Genomic DNA, 18,109 nt, shown 5'->3' with positions numbered 1-18,109 from the left:
ACCATGAACCGTCTTCCTGCCGACGCCGCTCCGCTGGTCGAATTGCGCGACGTGCGCAAGTGCTATGGCTCGCATGAAGTCCTCAAGGGCATCGACCTCACCGTCTATCCCGGCGAAGTGGTGGCGCTGCTTGGCTCGTCCGGCTCCGGCAAGACGACGCTGCTGCGCTGCGTGAACCTCCTGGAGCAGCCCAGCTCCGGCCGCATTGTCGTCGATGGCGCGCCGATCTTCGACCGAGCGCCGGACGGGCACGACAATGCCCGCATCAGCGGTCGCGCGGTCGCCGCCATGCGCAGCCGGGTCGGCATGGTGTTCCAGCAGTTCAATCTGTTTCCGCACATGAACGTGCTGGCCAATGTGATGGAAGGCCCTCGCACCGTTCTCGGAGAGAGCGAGGCGACCAACCGCGCCCGCGCGCTCGACCTTCTCGCTAAGGTCGGCATGTCGGAATTCGCCGACCGCATGCCGGGCCGACTCTCGGGCGGCCAGAAGCAGCGTGTCTCCATCGCCCGCGCTCTCAACATGCGGCCCTCGCTGATGCTGTTCGACGAGCCGACCTCCGCGCTCGACCCCGAACTCGTCGGCGAGGTGCTCAACACCATGATCACGCTGGCCCGCGAGGGCATGACGATGCTTGTGGTCACGCACGAGCTGGGCTTCGCCCTGGAGGTCGCCACCCGCGTGGTGTTCCTCGACCAGGGCGCCGTCGCCGCGCAGGGCACACCGCAGGAGGTTCTGCTCCACCCCACCAATGAGCGCGTGCGCACCTTCGTGAACCGCTTCCACGCCACCGCCGAACTGATGCGCCCGCTGCTGCAGACCTGACGCGCCGACCGGCGCTTCCCCGATCGTCCGACCGTCCATCGCATGCCTGTCGCGCGTGCCACGCACCCGCTTTGTCCCGACACATACGTTCAAGAGCCGAGACCGCACATGACCAAGACCAACTGGCAGGGCATCCACAGTGTCCTCGTCACGCCCTTCCTGCCCGAGGGGCCGATCGATTTTCCCCGCTTCGAGGAGCTTGCCGAGGCGAACATCGCCAATGGCGCCGATGGCCTCATCGTCTGCGGCTCGACGGGCGAGTTCTATGCCATGACCGTGGCCGAGCGGGTGAAGCTGTTCGAGTCGACGGTGAAGATCGCCGCCGGCCGCGTACCGGTACTGGCGGGCGTCTCGGACCTGCACACCGATGTGGTGCTGGAACTGACCAAGGCCGCCGAGACCACCGGCTGCGACGGCATCCTCGCTCTGCCGCCGATCTATGCGAAGCCCGACCTGCGCGAGGCCGAGCACTTCTATCGCCGGATCTGCGCCGCCTCAGGCCTGCCGGTGATGCTCTACAACAGCCCGGTGCGCATCGGCGTCAACATCACGCCCGATCTCGTCGCCCGGCTTGCCGAGATCCCCAACGTCGTCGCCATCAAGGATTCCTCGGGCGACATCCAGCAGGTCGCGGAGCTGTGCCAGAAGGTGAAGGGCGAGCTCGCGGTCTTCGTCGGCTACGAGACGATGATCCGCTCGTCGCTGCCGCTCGGTGTTGTCGGTGTTGTCGCCATGGCGCACCAGCTCTCCGGCCGCCTCGTGCGCCGCTACTTCGACGCCTGCGTCGCCGGTGACACCGCCACGGCGGACCGGCTGGAGCCGGCGCTTTTCGCCATCTACCGCTGCTTCAAGACCGGCAGCTTCTATGCCGGCATCAAGGCGGCGATGAACACGCTCGGCCAGCCGGTCGGCATCCCGCGCGAGCCGCTGCTTCCCTTCTCGGACGCCCAGCTCGCCAGCGTGGCGAAGATCCTCGCCGACGCCGACGTCGCCGTCACCATCCAGACGCTCGCCTGAACGGACACAGACATTATGCGCAGCACCCGTATCATCCAGGGCATCGATTCCCACACCGCCGGCTGCCCGCTCCGCCTCATCACCTCCGGCTTCGGGCCGATCCGCGGCGCCACCATGGTGGAGAAGCGGGCCGACCTGATGAGCCGCGACTGGCTGCGCCAGCTCGTGCTGTTCGAGCCGCGCGGCTCGTTCAACATGCCCGCCGCCGTGCTGACCGAGGCCTGCTCGCCGGATGCCGACATCGGCATGCTCATCCTGGAGCCGGACACCTATCCCCCCATGTGCGGCCATTGCGCCATGGCGGTTGCCACCATCGCGGTGGAGGCCGGCTACATCACGGCGCAGGAAGGCGAGACGCTGGTGCGGCTCGACACGCCGGCCGGCGTGGTGCCGGCACGGGTGAAGGTGGAGAACGGTCGTGCCGTCTCCGTCACGCTCGAAATGCCGCTGAGCTTCCTCTACCAGCGCGACGTGTTCGTCGATACCAAGAGCTTCGGCAAGGTGCGCGCCGACATCGCCTTCGGCGGCGACTTCTACCTCATCGTCAAGGGCGCGGACCTCGGCCTCGACCTGACCACCGACAATGCCTGGGCGCTGGTGAGCGCGGCCGCCGAGCTGCGCGCCGGGCTCAAGGACATTCCGGTCCAGCACCCGACGCTCGCCCATGTGAACGAGATCTACCAGATCGAGATCATCGGCGAGGGCGACGGCGTGCGCTTCGACGGCAAGAATGTCGTGGTCTGCCCGCCGACCGTGATCGACCGCTCGCCCTGCGGTACCGGCACCGCTTCGCGCATGGCGATGCTGCACGGCAAGGGCGAGCTGAAGGCGGGCGACACGTTCCGCCACGCCGGCATTCTCGACACCGTCTTCACCGGCCGGATCCACGGCGAGGCCACGGTCGGCGACCTGCCGGCGATCCGCTGCACCGTGACCGGCTCGGCCTATCTCACCGGCAGCTTCAACTTCTTCCTCGACCCCAATGACCCGTTCCAGCAGGGCTTCCGCCTGACGGGCGTCTGAGGAACGGGTTCAGGAGAGGTACATGTCCCACGATTTCGACCCGAACAGCGTCACCGCCATCACCGATCATCTGATCGGCGGGCGACGCGTCGCCGGCAATGGTGCGGAGATCGCTCTCATTCGCCCCTCGGACGGCGCGCCCATCGGCACCCTCCGGGCTGCGGACGAGACGCTGGTGGACGAGGCGATGCGCAACGCCGCCGGCGCCCGCATCACCTCCGGCTGGGCCACCGCTACCGCGCTGGAGCGGGCGCGGGTGCTCAAGGCGTGGGCCGACCTGATCGACGCCCGGCGCACAGAGCTTGGACGGCTGGAAGCGGCGACGACGACCCGGCCGGTGGCCGACGTCATCACCCGCGACCTCGTCCGCGCGGCCGGCGCCGTGCGCTATTTCGCCGAATGGGCGGACAAGATCGAGGGCACGCTGATCGCCGGTGCGAACAGCGGCACCACCTTCCTCAAGCCCGAGCCGTATGGCGTCATCGCCTCCATCGCGCCGTTCAACTTTCCGGCCATCAACGCCATCTGGAAATCCGCCCCGGCGCTGGCGACCGGCAATGCGGTGGTGCTGAAGCCCTCCGAGCTCACCCCGTCCTCGGCGGTCATGATCGCCGAACTCGCCATCGAGGCCGGCCTGCCCGCCGGCCTGTTCAATGTGGTGCAGGGCGCGGGCGCCACCGGCTCGGCACTGGTGCGCCATCCGCTCACCGCCAAGATCACCTTCACCGGTTCGTCCGCCACCGGCGCGCGGGTGATGGCGGATGCGGCGATGACTGGCACCAAGCCGCTGACGCTGGAGTTGGGCGGCAAGACGCCCCAGCTCGTCATGGACGACGCGCATGATCTCGACGCGCTCGCCGCCACCATCGCCGGCGGCTTTCTCGCCAATGCCGGCCAGGTCTGCACCGCCGGCACGCGGCTGATCGCGCCGCGCCGCCTTCTCGACGAACTGACCGACCGCATCGTCGCCATCGCGCAGGCGCGTGTCGCCGGTCCCACCTGGGACACGCGGGCGAGTCTCCCCCCCATCATCAGCGAGAAGCAGGCGGCCCGCATCGACCGCATGCTCGCGCAGACGGTGGCCGACGGCGCCACCGTTGTGACCGGCGGGCGGCGCTGCGCCACCATGAATGCCGGCGCCTATGTCGAGCCGACCGTGCTCGCCGGCGTGCCCGATACGTCGGTCGGCTTCCGCGAGGAGTTCTTCGGCCCGGTGCTGTCCGTCTACGTCTATGACGACGAGGACGAGGCGCTGGCCATGGCCAACCACCCCAGCTACGCGCTCGCCGCCAGCCTCTACACCACCAGCGCCGCCAAGGCGCTCGCGCTGCCGGCGCGCCTCAACGCCGGCACGGTCTGGGTCAACGGCCATGGCCGCCAACCCGATTTCGCAACCCCACAGGGCGGCTTCGCAGGCTCCGGCTTCGGCAAGGAGATGGGGCGCGCGGGGCTTGAAGGCTTCCTGCGCTTCAAGACAGTCTGGCTCAATCACGGCTGAGAACATGTCCGCACACGCATATGACTACATTGTTGTCGGCGGCGGCGCGGCGGGTGCCGTGCTGGCCAGCCGGCTGTCGGAAGCCTCGAACCTGAAGGTCGCGCTCGTCGAGGCCGGGCCGGACACGCCCCCCGGTGCTGAGCCGGCCGACACGCTCGACGCCTATCCGATCGTCGCCTATTTCAACCGGCTCTATCACTGGCAGAATCTGAGCATCCATCTGAACGATCCCAAGCCCGGGGCCGAGGGACGCCGCTATGAGCAGGCGCGGGTGATGGGTGGCGGCACCTCCATCAACGGCCAGTTCGCCTTTCGCGGCGTGCCGTGGGACTACGACCACTGGCGGGAGGCCGGCGCCGAAGGCTGGGGCTGGGACGATGTCCTGCCCTATTTCCGCAAGCTGGAGACCGACCTCGACTTCGGCAACAGCCAACTGCACGGCAGCCACGGCCCCCTGCCGCTGCGCCGGATACATGAGAAGGACTGGTCGCCCTTCGCCAAGACCGTCGCGCGCGTCCTCGACAAGCAGGGCATCCGCAATATCGGCGACCATAACGGCGTCTTCGACGACGGCTATTTTCCGATGACCATCAACAATGTCGACGGTCAACGGGTCTCGACCGCACGCGCCTATCTTACCCGCGAGGTGCGAGCGCGGCCGAACCTCACCATCCTTCCCGACACGGAGATGAAGGAGCTGCTGTTCGAAGGGCGCCGCGTCACCGGACTCACGGCGGCCGGGCCTCAGGGGCCTGTCACGCTCACGGCGCGCGAGGTGATCCTCTCGACCGGTGCGCTGCAGACCCCGGCGCACCTCATGCGCGCGGGCATCGGTGCCGCCGCGCATCTGGGCGAGCACGGCATCGCGGTGCGCGCCGACCGACCGGGCGTCGGCCAGAACCTGCAGGACCACCCGATGGTGGCTTTCGCCGCCTATCTACCGAAATCCGCCCGTCTTCCCTCGACGCAACGTCGCCATATCCAGCTCGGCTACCGCTACACGTCCGGCCTGCCGGACACGACGCCGGGCGACATGTTCGTGCTGCCCTCCAACCGCGCGGCCTGGCACCCGCTCGGCCGGCGGCTGGCGTCCATCCTGGTCTGCGTGAACCGGCCCTATTCGACCGGCGAGGTGCGGCTGCGCGGACGCGATGCGGCGACCGCGCCCTTGGTCAATTTCCGCCAGCTTTCCGATGAACGCGACCTCAAGCGGCTCGAGGATGGCATGCACCGGCTGTGGGGCATCGTCACCGATCCGGCGATGGATGGGGTTATCGAGAGCATCTTCCCCGCCACCTTCTCCGAGCGGGTGCGCAAGCTCGGCGCGGTGAGCCGCACCAACTGGTTCATGACCCTGATAGCGGCCGGAATCATGGGCACGGGGGCGCTGTCCCGCAAGCTGATGATCGAAAACGTCATAACGCCGGGCTTGAAGGCGCGCGAGATGATGGGCTCGCCGCAGGCGCTGCGCGACTGGATCAGGGAGAACGCCTGCGGCAGCTGGCACGCCTCCGGCACCTGCCGGATCGGCCGCCCGGACGACCGCCACGCCGTGGTCGACAGCGCGGCGCGGGTGATCGGCGTCGAGGGCCTGCGCGTGGTCGATGCCTCGATCATGCCGGCGGTCATCAGTGCCAACACCATGCTGACCACGGTGATGGCAGGTGAGAAGATCGCCGACACCATCAAGTCCGGCCGCTAGCACAGGGGAACGACATGGCGCTCCGCCGCTGGATCTCGACCATCGACAGCCACACCGCCGGCCACCCGACCCGGGTGGTGGCCGGTGGCGTTCCGGTGCTCCATGGCGACAGCGTCGCGGCGCGGCGCGACGACTTCCGCACCCGCTTCGATACCCTGCGCACCTTCCTGCTGCACGAGCCGCGCGGCCATGCGGCGATGGTGGGCGTGGTGATGACGGAGAGCCGGGTCGCGGATTTCGGTGCCTTCTTCCTCGGCAGCTACAAATATCTGGAGATGTGCGGCCACGCGACCATCGGCCTTGCCGTGACGCTGGATCACATGGGTCTCATCGGTCCATCCGAACAGCCGGAAAGCTCGTTCACGCTGGAGGTTCCGGCGGGCGTGATCACCGTCCACGTCACGCGCCAGGTCGCGCGCCACGTCACGCGGGCGCAAGGTGCCGTCGCCGCGGTCACCTTCGAGAACGTGCCGGCCTATGTGGCCGCCGCCGATGTGCCGCTCGCCGCTGGTGGGGTCAGCGTCTCGGCGGATGTGGTGTGGGGCGGCAACTGGTACGGGCTGGTCGAGGCCCGCGCGGCCAGTGTGGAGCTGGTGCCGTCGGGGGCGCTTCATGCCATGGCGACCGGCGCCGCGTTGAAGGCGCGGCTCAACGGCATGATCGCTGCCGGCGAGATTGCCGGCGCCGGCGAGGCCGTCGACTCGATCCTGTTTTACGAGACGCAGGCGGACCATCAGGGCGTGATCAGCCGCCAGATGGTCGTGCTGGAATCGAACAAATTCGATCGCTCGCCCTGCGGCACCGGCTCCTCGGCGCGCCTCGCCCAGTTGGTGGCGCGCGGCGAGATCGGCCTCGACCAGCCGATCCGCACCCGCAACATACTGGGCGTCGATTTCCACGCGACCGCCCGCGCGATTCCCGGGCGGCCGGGCGCCATCCACCCGCACATCATCGGCCTTGCCCACATCACCGGGGAGCACCGTTTCATGCTCGCCGAAGGCGACCCGCTGCCGGACGGCTTCCTCTGCCGCTGAGGCCAACAATCAGCCCGCATCTTCCTCGGGCCCCTGGAGACGACAATGACCGACCTTCCGAAATATGACGAGACCATCGAGCTGCTGATCGACGGCGTGTGGTGCCAGGGCTCCGACGGCAAGAGCGAGGTGCTGGAGAATCCGGCCACGGGCGAGACGCTCGGTACCGTGCCGCACGCGTCCGATGCCGATCTCGCCCGTGCGCTGGAGGCCGCGCAGCGTGGTTTCAAGCTGTGGAAGGCGATGACGGCGCAGGCTCGCTACGCCATCATGATGAAGGCGGCCGAACTGATCGAGGCTCGCAAGGAGCGTATCGGGCGCATCCTGACGCTGGAAAACGGCAAGCCGCTTGGCGAAGCCGTGCCGGAAGTGCAGTTCGCCGCCGACGCGACCCGTTGGTACGCCGAGGAGGGCAAGCGCGCCTATGGCCGCATCGTGCCCGCCCGCATGCCGCATGTCCGCCAGATGGTGCTCAAGGAGCCGGTCGGCCCCGTGGTCGCCTTCGCGGCCTGGAACTTCCCGTCGTCGAACGTCATCCGCAAGATCGCCGGCGCGCTCGGCGCGGGGTGCTCCATCATCATCAAGCCGGCCGAGGAGACGCCCGGCACGGCGGTGGCCATCGCCCGCTGCTTCCAGGAGGCCGGGTTGCCTGCCGGCGTTCTCAACATGGTGTTCGGAGAGCCCGCGCATGTCAGCAAGGTTCTGATCGCCTCGCCGATCCCGAAGGCGGTGACGCTGACCGGCTCCACGGCGGTCGGCAAGCAGCTGCAGCGCCTGGCGGCCGATACGCTCAAGCGCTGCACCATGGAACTCGGCGGCCACGCGCCGGTCATCGTCCATGGCGACGCGGACCTCGACCTCGCGGCGCGCACGCTGGTCGCCTTCAAGTTCCGCAACGCCGGGCAGGTCTGCACCTCGCCGACGCGCTTCTTCGTCCATGAATCGCTCTACCAGCCCTTCGTCCAGCGCTTCGTCGAGCTGGCGTCGCAGCTGAAGGTGGGCAACGGCCTCGACGCCGGCACCCAGATGGGTCCCATGATCGCCCGCCGCCGCCTCGCGGCGATGGAGGAGATGGTGAACGATGCCGTCGCCAAGGGCGCGGAGCTGAAGCTCGGCGGTCGACGTATCGGCAATCAGGGCCACTTCTTCGCGCCGACGGTGCTGGCGGACGTGCCGGCGGATGCGGCGATCATGTCGAATGAGCCCTTCGGCCCCATCGCCCCGCTCACGTCGTTTGCCGGCTTCGACGAGGTGATCGAGCGGGCAAATGCGCTGCCCTATGGCCTGGCCTCCTTCGTCTTCACCCGCTCCGGCGCCTTGGCGGCACGCACCGAGGAGGCGCTCGACGCCGGCCTCGTCGGCGTCAACCATATGGCGGTGTCGACGCCGGAAACGCCGTTCGGGGGCGTGAACGAGTCCGGCTACGGTTCGGAGAGCGGCATCGAAGGACTGGATGCCTTTCTGCGCACCAAGTTCGTCACTGAACTTGCGGCTCTTTGACGATTGGCGACCCGCGTGGTCGGTCGGCCGTTCCCGCCGGCCGACCACGCCTCGGGAGCGAAGGCGACCGGCTACGTCCGCTCCCAGTGCTCTGCTCTCGTCTGATCCCCGAAAACCGAACCGTTTGAAGCGGGTGTTTTTCGCGCCAAGATCCTTCGTCTGGCGGGGCGGAGGCCGGATCGCGGAAGGTCAGAAGGAATCCGCCGGCAGTTCAGGCGCAGTGCCGTCCTGTTCCGTCATCGCCATGCCCATCGGGCAATCGTGCCGGAACACATAGCCGAAGCCGCGCACCGATTGCAGCGGCAGGTCACATTGCAAGGCCTTCTGAACCTTGCGCCGCAGACGGAAGATGAGCACCTCCAGATGCACCTCCCGTTCCGCCGTCTCGCTTGCGTCGGGCTGGAGCGCGGCCATGAGATCGGCGCGTCGCACAGGCCGGCCGGGAGTGGCCATGAGCCGCTCCATGAGCCGGCTTTCCTGCGGGCCCAGTACCAGACTGCGCCCATCGGGGCATGTGAGGGTCCAGCGCGCGGCATCAAGCACCCAGCCGGGGGCAGGCGCCATGCCGCCCACGCGGGCGTGCAGGTTGCGGATCACCAGCACCAGTTCGGTCATGTCGATGGGCTTTACGAGATAGTGGTCCGCACCCAGGGTCAGCCCGTGCAAGCGGTCGTGCGGAGCCGAACGGCCGGTAAGCAGGATGAGGCCAGCCCGCTGTTTCAGTTCCAGCCGGCGGACGGCCGCAAAGCCGGTTTCCCCCGGCAGATTGATGTCGAGCACGATGACATCGGCACGTTCTCGGGCTAGCTCCTGCTCAAGTGCGGCGACGCTCCCGGCCGCGCGCGCGTCCATCCCCGAAAGCCTGAGGAAAGCGCACAGGCTTTCACAGAGATCGGCATCGTCCTCCACGATGATCACCCGGGTCGCTTCGCGTGCGTTTGCCATGGCTCCCTCCCGGACCCGTCCGTCCCCGTTTCCGGCCGGCATCACGCCGCATCCGCCTTGAGGCGGTCGGGCAAGGTGATGATGAAGATGCTTCCGCCGGCCGGTCCATCCTCCACCCGCACGGTGCCGCCGTGAAGCCCTGCCACCTGCCGCACGATGAACAGGCCGAGGCCGGCCCCCGGCAGCGCGGCATGGGATGACGAGCGATAATAGCGCTCGAAGACGGCTTCGCGCTCCTCAAGGTCGATGCCGGCCCCCTGGTCGGCGACGCGGATCTCGATGGCGCCGGCATCGGCACAGGCGCCAAGGGTCAGGGTGATGGGCCCGGTGCTGTACTTCAGCGCATTGCTGACGAGGTTGCCCACCGCCACCCTCATCAGCATCGGATCGACGATCGCCGGCAGCGTCGGCGGCCCTTCGATGACGACGGCGCGCTCCGCTTCCGTGCCGCTGTCGCGCGCCGTCTCGACGAGAAGGGTGCGCAGGTCCACCTGCCGCGGCTGAAGCTGGAGCTGCGCGCGGTTGAGCCATTCCTCCGCGAGGAAGGTGTCGATGAGGGCGGTCAGGCGGCGCGCGGCCCGGCCGATCTTGCCCAGTTCGCGCTCCTCCAGGGCGGCGAGGTTCTTGCCGCCGCTGCGGACGACCTCCACCGCCGCGCCGATGATGGCGAGCGGCGTGCGGAATTCGTGGCTCACCATGGAAAGAAGATTGCGCTGCTCGCGCAGGGCCTGGCGCAGGGCGGCTTCCGCCTGCCGGCGCGCTTCGTTCTCTTCCCTCAGGGCGGAGGTGCGTTCGTTCACCGCCTCTTCCAGCACGCGCTCGTTGCGCCGGGAGGTGGCCAGGAGCTGCTGCTCCAGGGCCTGCCGGGTCCGCAGGCTGGTCTGCATCATCACCGTGATTCCGATCGCTATGCCAACGATCTGCACCAGGACCAGGGTCGGAAAGACCCAGGCGCTGATCGTGGTCAAGGGCAGGAAGCCCAGCACGCGCCCCGCATAGGCCGTGAGCAGGACCCCATTGGCGGACAGGCCGATCAGGTACCACACGGCCGATGGCTCGCCCGCCTTCATCCAGCGAAAGGAAGCGAACATGGTCATCAGGGAGAAGGCGATGGCGAGCACAAGCAGGACCGGCAGCAGCCGCTGGTGGAAGCCGAGGGGGGCGAGCACGAGGCCGATCGCGCAGAAGACCAGGAACCCCTGCATGAAGCGCCGGATCCGCGGCATGGCACGGAAGCCGCGGAACACCTCCATGATGGTGAGCCCCAGGCTGAGCGCCGTCATGTAGACGATCAGGCTGTGAATGATCTCGATGGCGCGCGTCGACAAATCCGCGGTGACGGGCAAGGCGAGGCCGTTGATCATCATCTGCAAAGCAGTCATGAAGACCGTGTTGATGCCGAGCAGCACCAGCCTGCGCTCGTGCAGCCAGGAGCCCATCACCACCGCGGTGAGCCCCAGAAAGCCCCCGGCGCCAAGCATCATCGACAGCAGGATGGTCGTGGACATGATGCGGCCGACCAGCGCGCGCAGCCGGTAGACGCTCACTTGCGCCCGGATGTGGCGGGTGCCGGCCATCCGCACATAGATCACCTCGTCGCGGTCGGGCTCCAGCGACATGCGGAAGACGAAGGCGGGCACCGGCAGCGCGCGTTCGGCGACCGGCACATCCGTTCCCGAGACGCTCCACACATGACGGATCCGCCCGTCCTGCCCGCGCTGGGGCACGTAGGCGTCCACCATCGCTGTGAGGGGATGAGCGATGATGGAAAGCCACCATTCGTCGGTGGTCTGCTGCGTTGCGCGCAGGGCGAAACGCAGCCACCACGTACCAGAATTATCCACGCCCGGATTGAAGGTGCCGTCCACCCGCTTGAAGGCGCCGCGCGCCCCTGCGGCCTCGACGGCCGCCAGGTCCATCTGGCCGGAAGTATCGTGAAAGGCCGACAGATGGCCATCGAGCGAAAAGGACGTCGCGCGATCGCTGAGTTCCAGCCGAGCGGTCTCAGCGGCGGACCGGAGGCTGCCGGGGCTCAGGACGATGAGAAGCAGCACGAACCAAAAGGCCACGCCTCGACATTCGCGCCCGATCATCCCGGTCCCTCTAAGGTCCTTGCCCGCTGCTTTGTAACGCGAATTCCGGATGCGCGGTGCAGTCGGCCGCATCGTCACAATTGCCGCACGTCTTCCGTCCCTCGGTCGTCGTCGGCGAGAGGACGCGGCCTATTGCGCGGCGGCGGAAACCGGCAGGAGCGCCAGGCTCGCATAGAGAAGATGGAGGCCCAGAAGGATCAGGAGCCCGGCCAGCAGCCAGAAGCCGTAACGCGCCGCCATCCGTTCCACGGCCCGGCGGGCGAGCGCCGCCGCCTGCGGGCGCACCAGCACCAATGCCAGCGGCAGGAGGCTCGGGATCAAAGCGAGGGCCATGAAGACCGCTGCGCCGATGACCCGCCCGGTCAGGGAGGGGAAGGTGGTCAGCAGGTGGCCCGCCGCCATGCAGATGGGCAGCCTCTTGGGGCTGACGGCGCCGATGAGAATGCCGACGAGCCCGCTGATGCCGATGGCGCGCGGCGCCGACATGCGCTCCGCTCGTCCGCCAATGGGCAGAAGCTTGAGAAGAAAGGCCGGGATCTCCTCATCCTCCTCCGGTCCCGGTCCCGCACCGGCGCCCGGCGGGCGCGTCTTGCGCGTCTGGCCGATGCGGCTGATCCCCACCGCGATCAGCGCCAGGCCCAGCACCACGCGCAGGAAGAAGCCGTGCCAGGAGGGGTGCGGCGTATGATGGAGATCGAGCGGCGCGAGGAGGAAGCCAGCCGCCATGGCGGCGAGCAGGCCCAGAACCGTTCCCGCGCTGAAGGCGGCGGTCTTCAGGCGCGGACCGCACTGGTCTCCTGCCAGGAACAAGCCAAGCACCAGCAGTTCCGGACTCATCAGGCCGGCAAGGCCGAGGGAGCTCAGCACGGTGATGCCGTGCACGAAGGTTGGATCCAGATTCACAGGTCGCCTCCGATCGACGCGCCGCCACCCATTGGGCTGGCGGGTTCCGGGCACGCTGGAGGAGGGAGCAGGCTGCGGAGGCGATGAGGCGGCCGTCGCTCAGGCCTTCAGCACAACCGCCAGCACGGTGAAGCTGCCCGGCGTGAAAGCCATGGAGAAGTGGTAGTGCGCGCCCGGATCGGGCATGCGGAAGCGCACCACGCTCTCCGGCAGGATGGAGCCGCCCAGTCTTGCGACGGGGTCGGCCGCAAGCTGCGCACCCGTGTCGTAGATGATCTCGTAGACCGCCTCGGGATCGACCGTGGCGGGTGCCACGGTCTGCTTGAAGCGTCCGTCGGGGCCGGTGGCCGCCTCGAACACGGGCGCCGCCCCGGGTGCGCCGCCCGGTTTCGAAAGACGCAGCCGGAGCCCGGCTGCGTTGGTTCCGAACACCGAGTTCAGGCAATGGCCGGAAATCAGAGCCATGATCGCCTCACTCGATGCTGGCGCTGTCGCGACGCATGGTGACGTCCTCGATCACGGGCGTGATGACGCCCTTGGTCATGACGTTCACGACGGCCGGCTTGCCGCTGGCCAGTGCCCGCTCCACCGCCGGACCGATCTCGGCCAGCTCGGTTACCAGCTCGCCATGGCCGCCGAGCCCCTCGATCATCTTGTCGAAGGGGATGTTCCTGAAATCGGTGGCGAAATGGATGCCATTGGGGAAGATACGCTCCTGCTGCTCGGAGATGCAGTCGAGCCCCATATTGTTGTCCACCACCACCACCACGGGCACCTTCTCCTCGAAGGCCACTTCGATGGACATGCCACCGGCCATGAAGGCGCCGTCGCCGCTGATGACCACGACCCTGGCGTCGGGATGCAGGCGCTTGGCGGCGATGCCCCACGGCACGCCCACGCCGAGCATGCTGTAGCTCGCCACATTCAGGATGCCGGCCAGCTTCTGGCCCTTGGCGCCGGCCGCATTCACGCCGATCTCGGCCCAGAAGTGGGTGTTGCCGCCGTCATAGACGAGCCAGTCCTTTTCACCGAGCACCTTCTGGATCTCGAAGGACAGGTGCAGCGGATGGATCTTGCCGACTGCCTCGCCGCCCCGGCGCTCACGCCCCGCGCCGGCGGCGAGCACGTCGTCCGCCTCGCCGAGCTTGGCCTCGGTCTCCTCGGCCCAGGCCCGGCGGCGCTGCTGGTTGAGGGCGAGCCAGTCGGGGCCAAGGGTCCATTTGCCGTCGGCCTTGAGGGCCATGACGGCATCGAGGAAGGCGCCGGGATCGCTCAGAAGCTGGCGGTCGGCGCCGTGATTGAACTGCAGTTCCTCGTCGGACCCGTTGACGCAGATGAGGGGCGTGTTCCGGGGGAAGACCGGCGGATTGCCGAATTCCAGCGTGTTGTCGAGCACGCAGCCCAGCGCCACGATGACGTCCGCCTCCTGGATGGCGGTGCCGCCCGGCGGGTTCTGGTGCGGGTCCGTCAGGCCGAGATAGGCCGGCGCACTCTGGCCGAGCGCTTTCTGATGCTCCGACATGTTCAGGACGGGAATGGAGAGCGCGGCACTCACCTCGTCGAGCTTGCCTTCGTTCCTCGACCACCACACGCCGTAGCCCGTGAGGAAGAGCGGCTTCCTGGCGCCGGCGAGGAGGTCGAGGATGGGCTGGAGCGCGGACGGATCGGGCCAGGCGCGCGGCGCGGGCTTCGCCGTCCAGTCGAGCGGGCGCTCATCCATGCCGGCATCCTCGGGATAGGACGCATACATGATGTCCACGGGCACGGAGATGTGCACCGCGCCGGGATAGCCGCCGATGGCGATCTGATACGCCCGGTCGATGGTCTCACGCAGGCGCAGGCCGTCCGTGACGCCGACACTGTACTTGGTGAGCGGCGCGGCGATGGCCACGTCGTCGAGTTCCTTGAAGCCGCCGGCCCCCTTGCGGCGCAGCGTGCTGGAGGCGGTGATGTAGATGACCGGCGAGCGCGCCCCCCAGGCCTCGATCATCGAGCCCACGGCATTGGCGAAGCCCTCCGGGCCCACGAAGCATACGGCCGGCTTGCGGGTCAGCCGCGTGTATCCGTCCGCCAGAAAGCCCGCCACCTGTTCATGAGGCGTGTTGACCACGTCGATACCGCACTCCATCAGCCCTTCGAGGGCCGCGTTGCAGAACCCTCCCGACAGGGTGAAGACATGATCGATGCCCTTGTCCTTCAGGGCACGCGCCAGAATTTTTCCGCCACGGATTTTCTCTGTCATCTGCTCCACTCGTATTGTCTGCCTGGGCACTGAAGGCTCCGTCCGAACAGCGCTCTGTCTGCACCCCGGTGAAGAGGCTGAAGGCGGGCGGAGATTTGTCGCCACGCACCAGCACTCGCGAGCTGGCAATCAAAAACATGCGCTGCAATTTGCTGCTCATGTCGAGACGTCAAGGAACGGTGCATCAGGTAGCGCGCATGCTATAATTCAACAAATATTGGTGTCAACAATGTTATTATTTGTTGTTATAATAACATCTATATTACATATATATGTTATTTAATGTAATTGTTCATTATAATTTACTGCACAATTATATATGACAGTTTATTATTTTGTAGTATCGCATGTCAGCATATATGAGATGATGCTTTTTGGTGGCGAATTCTGCATTTACTGCGCTTCGCATGGGCGTGTTGTTCGCCGTCGCCGCCCCTGGCCTGCTTGCCAATGACACGGGCGCCGACGGCGATGCGCTCGCCACCGGGATTGTCTCCAGTCCCGAGCACGGCGTACGGACGCTCGAAGCTTGCCAAGCTTGCGCTGAACCCGGCTCTGCGTGCCTGTGCGAGGAAGGGCTTGCCGGAGCGATCGCGGCGCCGAACGGTATTGCCGTTCCTTGCCCCGCGGTTTCCTGGAATGGTCTGCATCACCGCGCTGGAAACCGGCGTCACCGGCACCTTCCGCCTAGCCGGGCGCAAGGACATGGAACTCGACGGGCCCTTCGCCGCAAGCGCGGCCTACCTCATCTCGATCGGGCTGGACGAGGGCCTTGACGATGCCGCCAAGCGGGCGACGCGCGAGATGGTGAAGCATCTGTGCGAGCGCACCAGTCTCTCGCACAACCAAGCCTGCATGCTCTGCTCGCTGGCCGGCAATCTTCGCGTTACGCAGCTCGTCGACGGCAACAAGGGCATCCACATGATGCTGCCGAGCCGCTGCTATGATCTGGCGTGGGCCGGCTCGCATTCCTGTTTTCGGGCGCCGGAGGCGCTCTCCGATCAGCGCAGCAGCGGGCGGATCTCCGCCTGCGCGGCGCGAAGCGCGGGCAGGAACCGCGCGACAAGCTCGGCCGCCGGCACCTGGGAGGAGGAGGCGCCGATATTGATCGCCGCCACCACCCGGCCGGCGGTGTCGAGCACCGGGACGGCGATGGAGCACAGGCCGATCTCCAGCTCCTGGTCGACCACCGCATAGCCCTGCGCCCGCACTCGGCCGATCTCCTCGGCCAGCGCCTCGGGATTGGTGCGGGTGAAGGGAGTAAACGCGTCGATGCGGGCGGCGGCGAGGTGGCGCCGCATCGCCTCTTCCGGCAGTGCGGCGAGTTGCACGCGGCCCATCGAGGCGCACCAGGCCGGAAGGCGCGAGCCCGGCACCAGGCTTATCGACATCACCCTCTTCTGCGCGGCCCGGGCGATGTAGACGATGTCGCCGTCGTCGAGCACGCTCGCCGAGGCGCTCTGGCCGACCGTCTCCGACAGTCGGTCGAGATGCGGCTGCAGCAGGGATGGTAGCGGCGTCGCCACCAGATAGGCATGGCCAAGGCGCAAGATGCGCGGGGTGAGGCTGAAGAACTTGCCATCATAGTCGGCGTAGCCGAGTGCGGCGAGGGTGAGCAGGCAGCGCCGCGCCGTCGCCCGGTCGAGACCGGTGAGCCGGGCGACGTCGGTGATGGTCAGCTTCGGCTTTGCCATGTCGAAGGCTTCAATGACCTTCAGGCCCTTGGCGAACCCGCCGACAAAATCGGTTTCCTTTATCGCGGGCTCCATCGGCCTCTCTCCTCTCGACAGCGGGCATAGGATCGTTTTGTACGATATATGAACAAAGATCAAATAACGTACAAAATTATTGCGGCCGGTCGCGACCGTCTCTATCCCTCGCTCGCGAATACGCGCTCCACGTCAAAGCGGGCGCTGGCGGGAGGTGCAGATGGACAAGACGGTCAGCGACCTCGCGGACGCGGTTGCCGGGATCGGCGATGGCGCGAGCGTGATGATCGGCGGCTTCGGCGGATCGGGCGCGCCGATCGAGCTCATTCACGCGCTGATCGACCGGCGGCCGCGCAACCTCACGGTCATCAACAACAATGCGGGCACCGGGCGGATCGGCCTCGCGGCGATGATCGACGCGGGCATGGTCGACAGGATGATCTGCTCCTTCCCGCGCTCATCCGATCCGCGCGCCTTCACCGAGCGCTATCTGGCGGGAGAGATCGCGCTCGAACTGGTGCCGCAGGGCACGCTCGCCGAGCGCATCCGCGCCGGCGGGGCCGGCATCCCGGCCTTCTATACGCCGACCGCCTACGGCACCGAGCTCGCCGAAGGCAAGCCGTCGGCCGAGTTCGACGGTCGCCCCTATGTACAGGAACGCTGGCTGAAGGCCGACTTCGCGCTGGTGAAGGCGCATCTGGGCGATCCGCTGGGCAACCTCACCTACAACAAGGCGGCGCGCAATTTCGGGCCGCTGATGTGCATGGCGGCGGCCACCACCATCGTGCAGGTCTCGAAGATCGTGCCGGCCGGCGACATCGACCCCGAAGCGGTGGTCACCCCCGGCATTTTCGTCAGCCGGTTGATCGAGATCGGCAATCCCCAACAGGAAGAAGAGCTCGTCCGGGCCGGAGCGGCGTACCCATGACCACGGATCTCCATCTCGATACCAGACTGTCCAACGCGCAGATCGCCTGGCGTGCCGCGCAGGACATCGCCGACGGCGCCTATGTGAATCTCGGCATCGGCTTTCCGGAAATGGTCGCGAGCTACCAGCCGCCCGGACGCGAGGCGGTCTTCCATACCGAGAACGGCATTCTGAACTTCGGCGAGCCCCCCGCACCCGGCGAAGAAGACTGGGACCTCATCAATGCCGGCAAGAAGGCCGTGACGCTGAAGCCGGGCGCCGCCTTCTTCCATCATGCCGACAGCTTCGCCATGGTGCGCGGCGGCCATCTCGACGTTGCGATCCTCGGCGCCTACCAGGTGTCCCAGAATGGCGACCTCGCCAACTGGCGCGTCGGCAGCAAGGGCGTGCCGGCGGTGGGCGGGGCCATGGACCTCGTCCACGGCGCCAAGCAGGTCTTCGTCATCACCGAGCACATGACCAGGACCGGCGAGCCGAAGCTCGTCGAGCAGTGCAGCTTCCCGCTTACGGGCGTCGCCTGCATCACCCGCGTCTACACCAGCCATGCGGTGATCGACATCGTGAAGGGGCGCTTCGTGCTGCGCGAGAAGCTGCCGTCTCTGTCCTTCGACGACCTTCAGGCCATGACCGGCGCGCCGCTGCACGTCGATGGCCCGGTCGGCGACCTCGTGGCGACGGAACTCTGAGGAG

At 67.3% G+C, this 18,109-nt stretch carries 16 protein-coding genes and 1 pseudogene; 10 read left to right on the top strand and 7 right to left on the bottom strand.

Annotated elements, in window-relative coordinates; genetic code table 11:
- Window positions 1-3 precede the first annotated feature (3 nt).
- From AC1PZ7_RS22710 to AC1PZ7_RS22680, 7 genes are all read left to right on the top strand, one after another.
- Complete coding sequence (locus AC1PZ7_RS22710; RefSeq protein WP_482357437.1) at window positions 4-825, top strand: amino acid ABC transporter ATP-binding protein; 822 nt, start codon at window positions 4-6, stop codon at window positions 823-825.
- A gap of 108 nt (window positions 826-933) precedes the next feature.
- Window positions 934-1,842, top strand: coding sequence for a 4-hydroxy-tetrahydrodipicolinate synthase (dapA, locus tag AC1PZ7_RS22705; protein ID WP_482357436.1), 909 nt, complete (start codon window positions 934-936; stop codon window positions 1,840-1,842).
- A gap of 15 nt (window positions 1,843-1,857) precedes the next feature.
- On the top strand, window positions 1,858-2,865 hold the full coding sequence (locus AC1PZ7_RS22700; protein ID WP_482357435.1) for a proline racemase family protein: 1,008 nt from the start codon (window positions 1,858-1,860) through the stop codon (window positions 2,863-2,865).
- A 22-nt stretch (window positions 2,866-2,887) separates the two neighbouring features.
- Window positions 2,888-4,363 (top strand): aldehyde dehydrogenase family protein, encoded by a 1,476-nt coding sequence (locus tag AC1PZ7_RS22695; protein ID WP_482357434.1) that lies wholly within the window; start codon window positions 2,888-2,890, stop codon window positions 4,361-4,363.
- 4 nt (window positions 4,364-4,367) lie between these two features.
- On the top strand, window positions 4,368-6,065 hold the full coding sequence (locus AC1PZ7_RS22690) for a GMC family oxidoreductase (protein ID WP_482357433.1): 1,698 nt from the start codon (window positions 4,368-4,370) through the stop codon (window positions 6,063-6,065).
- A gap of 14 nt (window positions 6,066-6,079) precedes the next feature.
- A complete protein-coding gene (locus tag AC1PZ7_RS22685) occupies window positions 6,080-7,099 on the top strand; it encodes a proline racemase family protein (RefSeq protein WP_482357432.1) in 1,020 nt (339 codons plus the stop codon).
- Window positions 7,100-7,144: 45 nt separating this feature from the next.
- A complete protein-coding gene (locus tag AC1PZ7_RS22680; protein WP_482357431.1) occupies window positions 7,145-8,599 on the top strand; it encodes an NAD-dependent succinate-semialdehyde dehydrogenase in 1,455 nt (484 codons plus the stop codon).
- A 189-nt stretch (window positions 8,600-8,788) separates the two neighbouring features.
- On the opposite strand, the gene AC1PZ7_RS22675 is transcribed toward AC1PZ7_RS22680, so the two are convergent.
- The 6 genes from AC1PZ7_RS22675 to AC1PZ7_RS22650 form a co-directional block, all read right to left on the bottom strand.
- Complete coding sequence (locus AC1PZ7_RS22675) at window positions 8,789-9,544, bottom strand: response regulator transcription factor (RefSeq protein WP_482357430.1); 756 nt, start codon at window positions 9,542-9,544, stop codon at window positions 8,789-8,791.
- Between the two features lie 41 nt (window positions 9,545-9,585).
- Entirely contained in the window at window positions 9,586-11,709 is a 2,124-nt protein-coding gene (locus tag AC1PZ7_RS22670) for a sensor histidine kinase (RefSeq protein WP_482357429.1), read from the bottom strand.
- Between the two features lie 57 nt (window positions 11,710-11,766).
- Window positions 11,767-12,540: a GAP family protein gene (locus tag AC1PZ7_RS22665; protein ID WP_482357428.1), complete on the bottom strand. Its 774-nt coding sequence runs from the start codon at window positions 12,538-12,540 to the stop codon at window positions 11,767-11,769.
- Between the two features lie 99 nt (window positions 12,541-12,639).
- A complete protein-coding gene (locus AC1PZ7_RS22660; RefSeq protein WP_482357427.1) occupies window positions 12,640-13,005 on the bottom strand; it encodes a hydroxyisourate hydrolase in 366 nt (121 codons plus the stop codon).
- A gap of 7 nt (window positions 13,006-13,012) precedes the next feature.
- Window positions 13,013-14,782, bottom strand: a complete 1,770-nt coding sequence (locus AC1PZ7_RS22655) for a thiamine pyrophosphate-binding protein (protein ID WP_482357426.1) — start codon at window positions 14,780-14,782, stop codon at window positions 13,013-13,015.
- A gap of 350 nt (window positions 14,783-15,132) precedes the next feature.
- Complete coding sequence (locus AC1PZ7_RS22650; RefSeq protein ID WP_482359717.1) at window positions 15,133-15,456, bottom strand: hypothetical protein; 324 nt, start codon at window positions 15,454-15,456, stop codon at window positions 15,133-15,135.
- Between AC1PZ7_RS22650 and AC1PZ7_RS22645 the strand changes: the two are divergent.
- Window positions 15,419-15,715, top strand: a pseudogene (locus AC1PZ7_RS22645) (acetamidase/formamidase family protein); the annotation flags it as partial. The gene AC1PZ7_RS22650 and the pseudogene AC1PZ7_RS22645 overlap by 38 nt on opposite strands.
- 68 nt (window positions 15,716-15,783) lie before the next feature.
- Here AC1PZ7_RS22645 and AC1PZ7_RS22640 read toward each other — a convergent pair.
- Complete coding sequence (locus AC1PZ7_RS22640) at window positions 15,784-16,539, bottom strand: IclR family transcriptional regulator (protein WP_482359710.1); 756 nt, start codon at window positions 16,537-16,539, stop codon at window positions 15,784-15,786.
- 172 nt (window positions 16,540-16,711) lie between these two features.
- Between AC1PZ7_RS22640 and AC1PZ7_RS22635 the strand changes: the two genes are divergently transcribed.
- Together AC1PZ7_RS22635 and AC1PZ7_RS22630 are read left to right on the top strand one after the other, a co-directional pair.
- Window positions 16,712-17,419, top strand: coding sequence for a 3-oxoacid CoA-transferase subunit A (locus tag AC1PZ7_RS22635; RefSeq protein WP_482357425.1), 708 nt, complete (start codon window positions 16,712-16,714; stop codon window positions 17,417-17,419).
- Window positions 17,416-18,105 carry a CoA transferase subunit B gene (locus AC1PZ7_RS22630; protein WP_482357424.1) on the top strand — a complete coding sequence of 230 codons (690 nt, stop codon included), beginning with the start codon at window positions 17,416-17,418 and terminating at the stop codon, window positions 18,103-18,105. Before AC1PZ7_RS22635 ends, AC1PZ7_RS22630 begins: the two co-directional genes overlap by 4 nt.
- Window positions 18,106-18,109 lie beyond the last annotated feature (4 nt).

Source organism: Ancylobacter sp. TW_SC_1 (genome assembly GCF_056836805.1).
The sequence above is the reverse complement of the archived record's forward strand: the minus strand, read 5'-3'. Positions and strand labels throughout refer to the sequence as shown.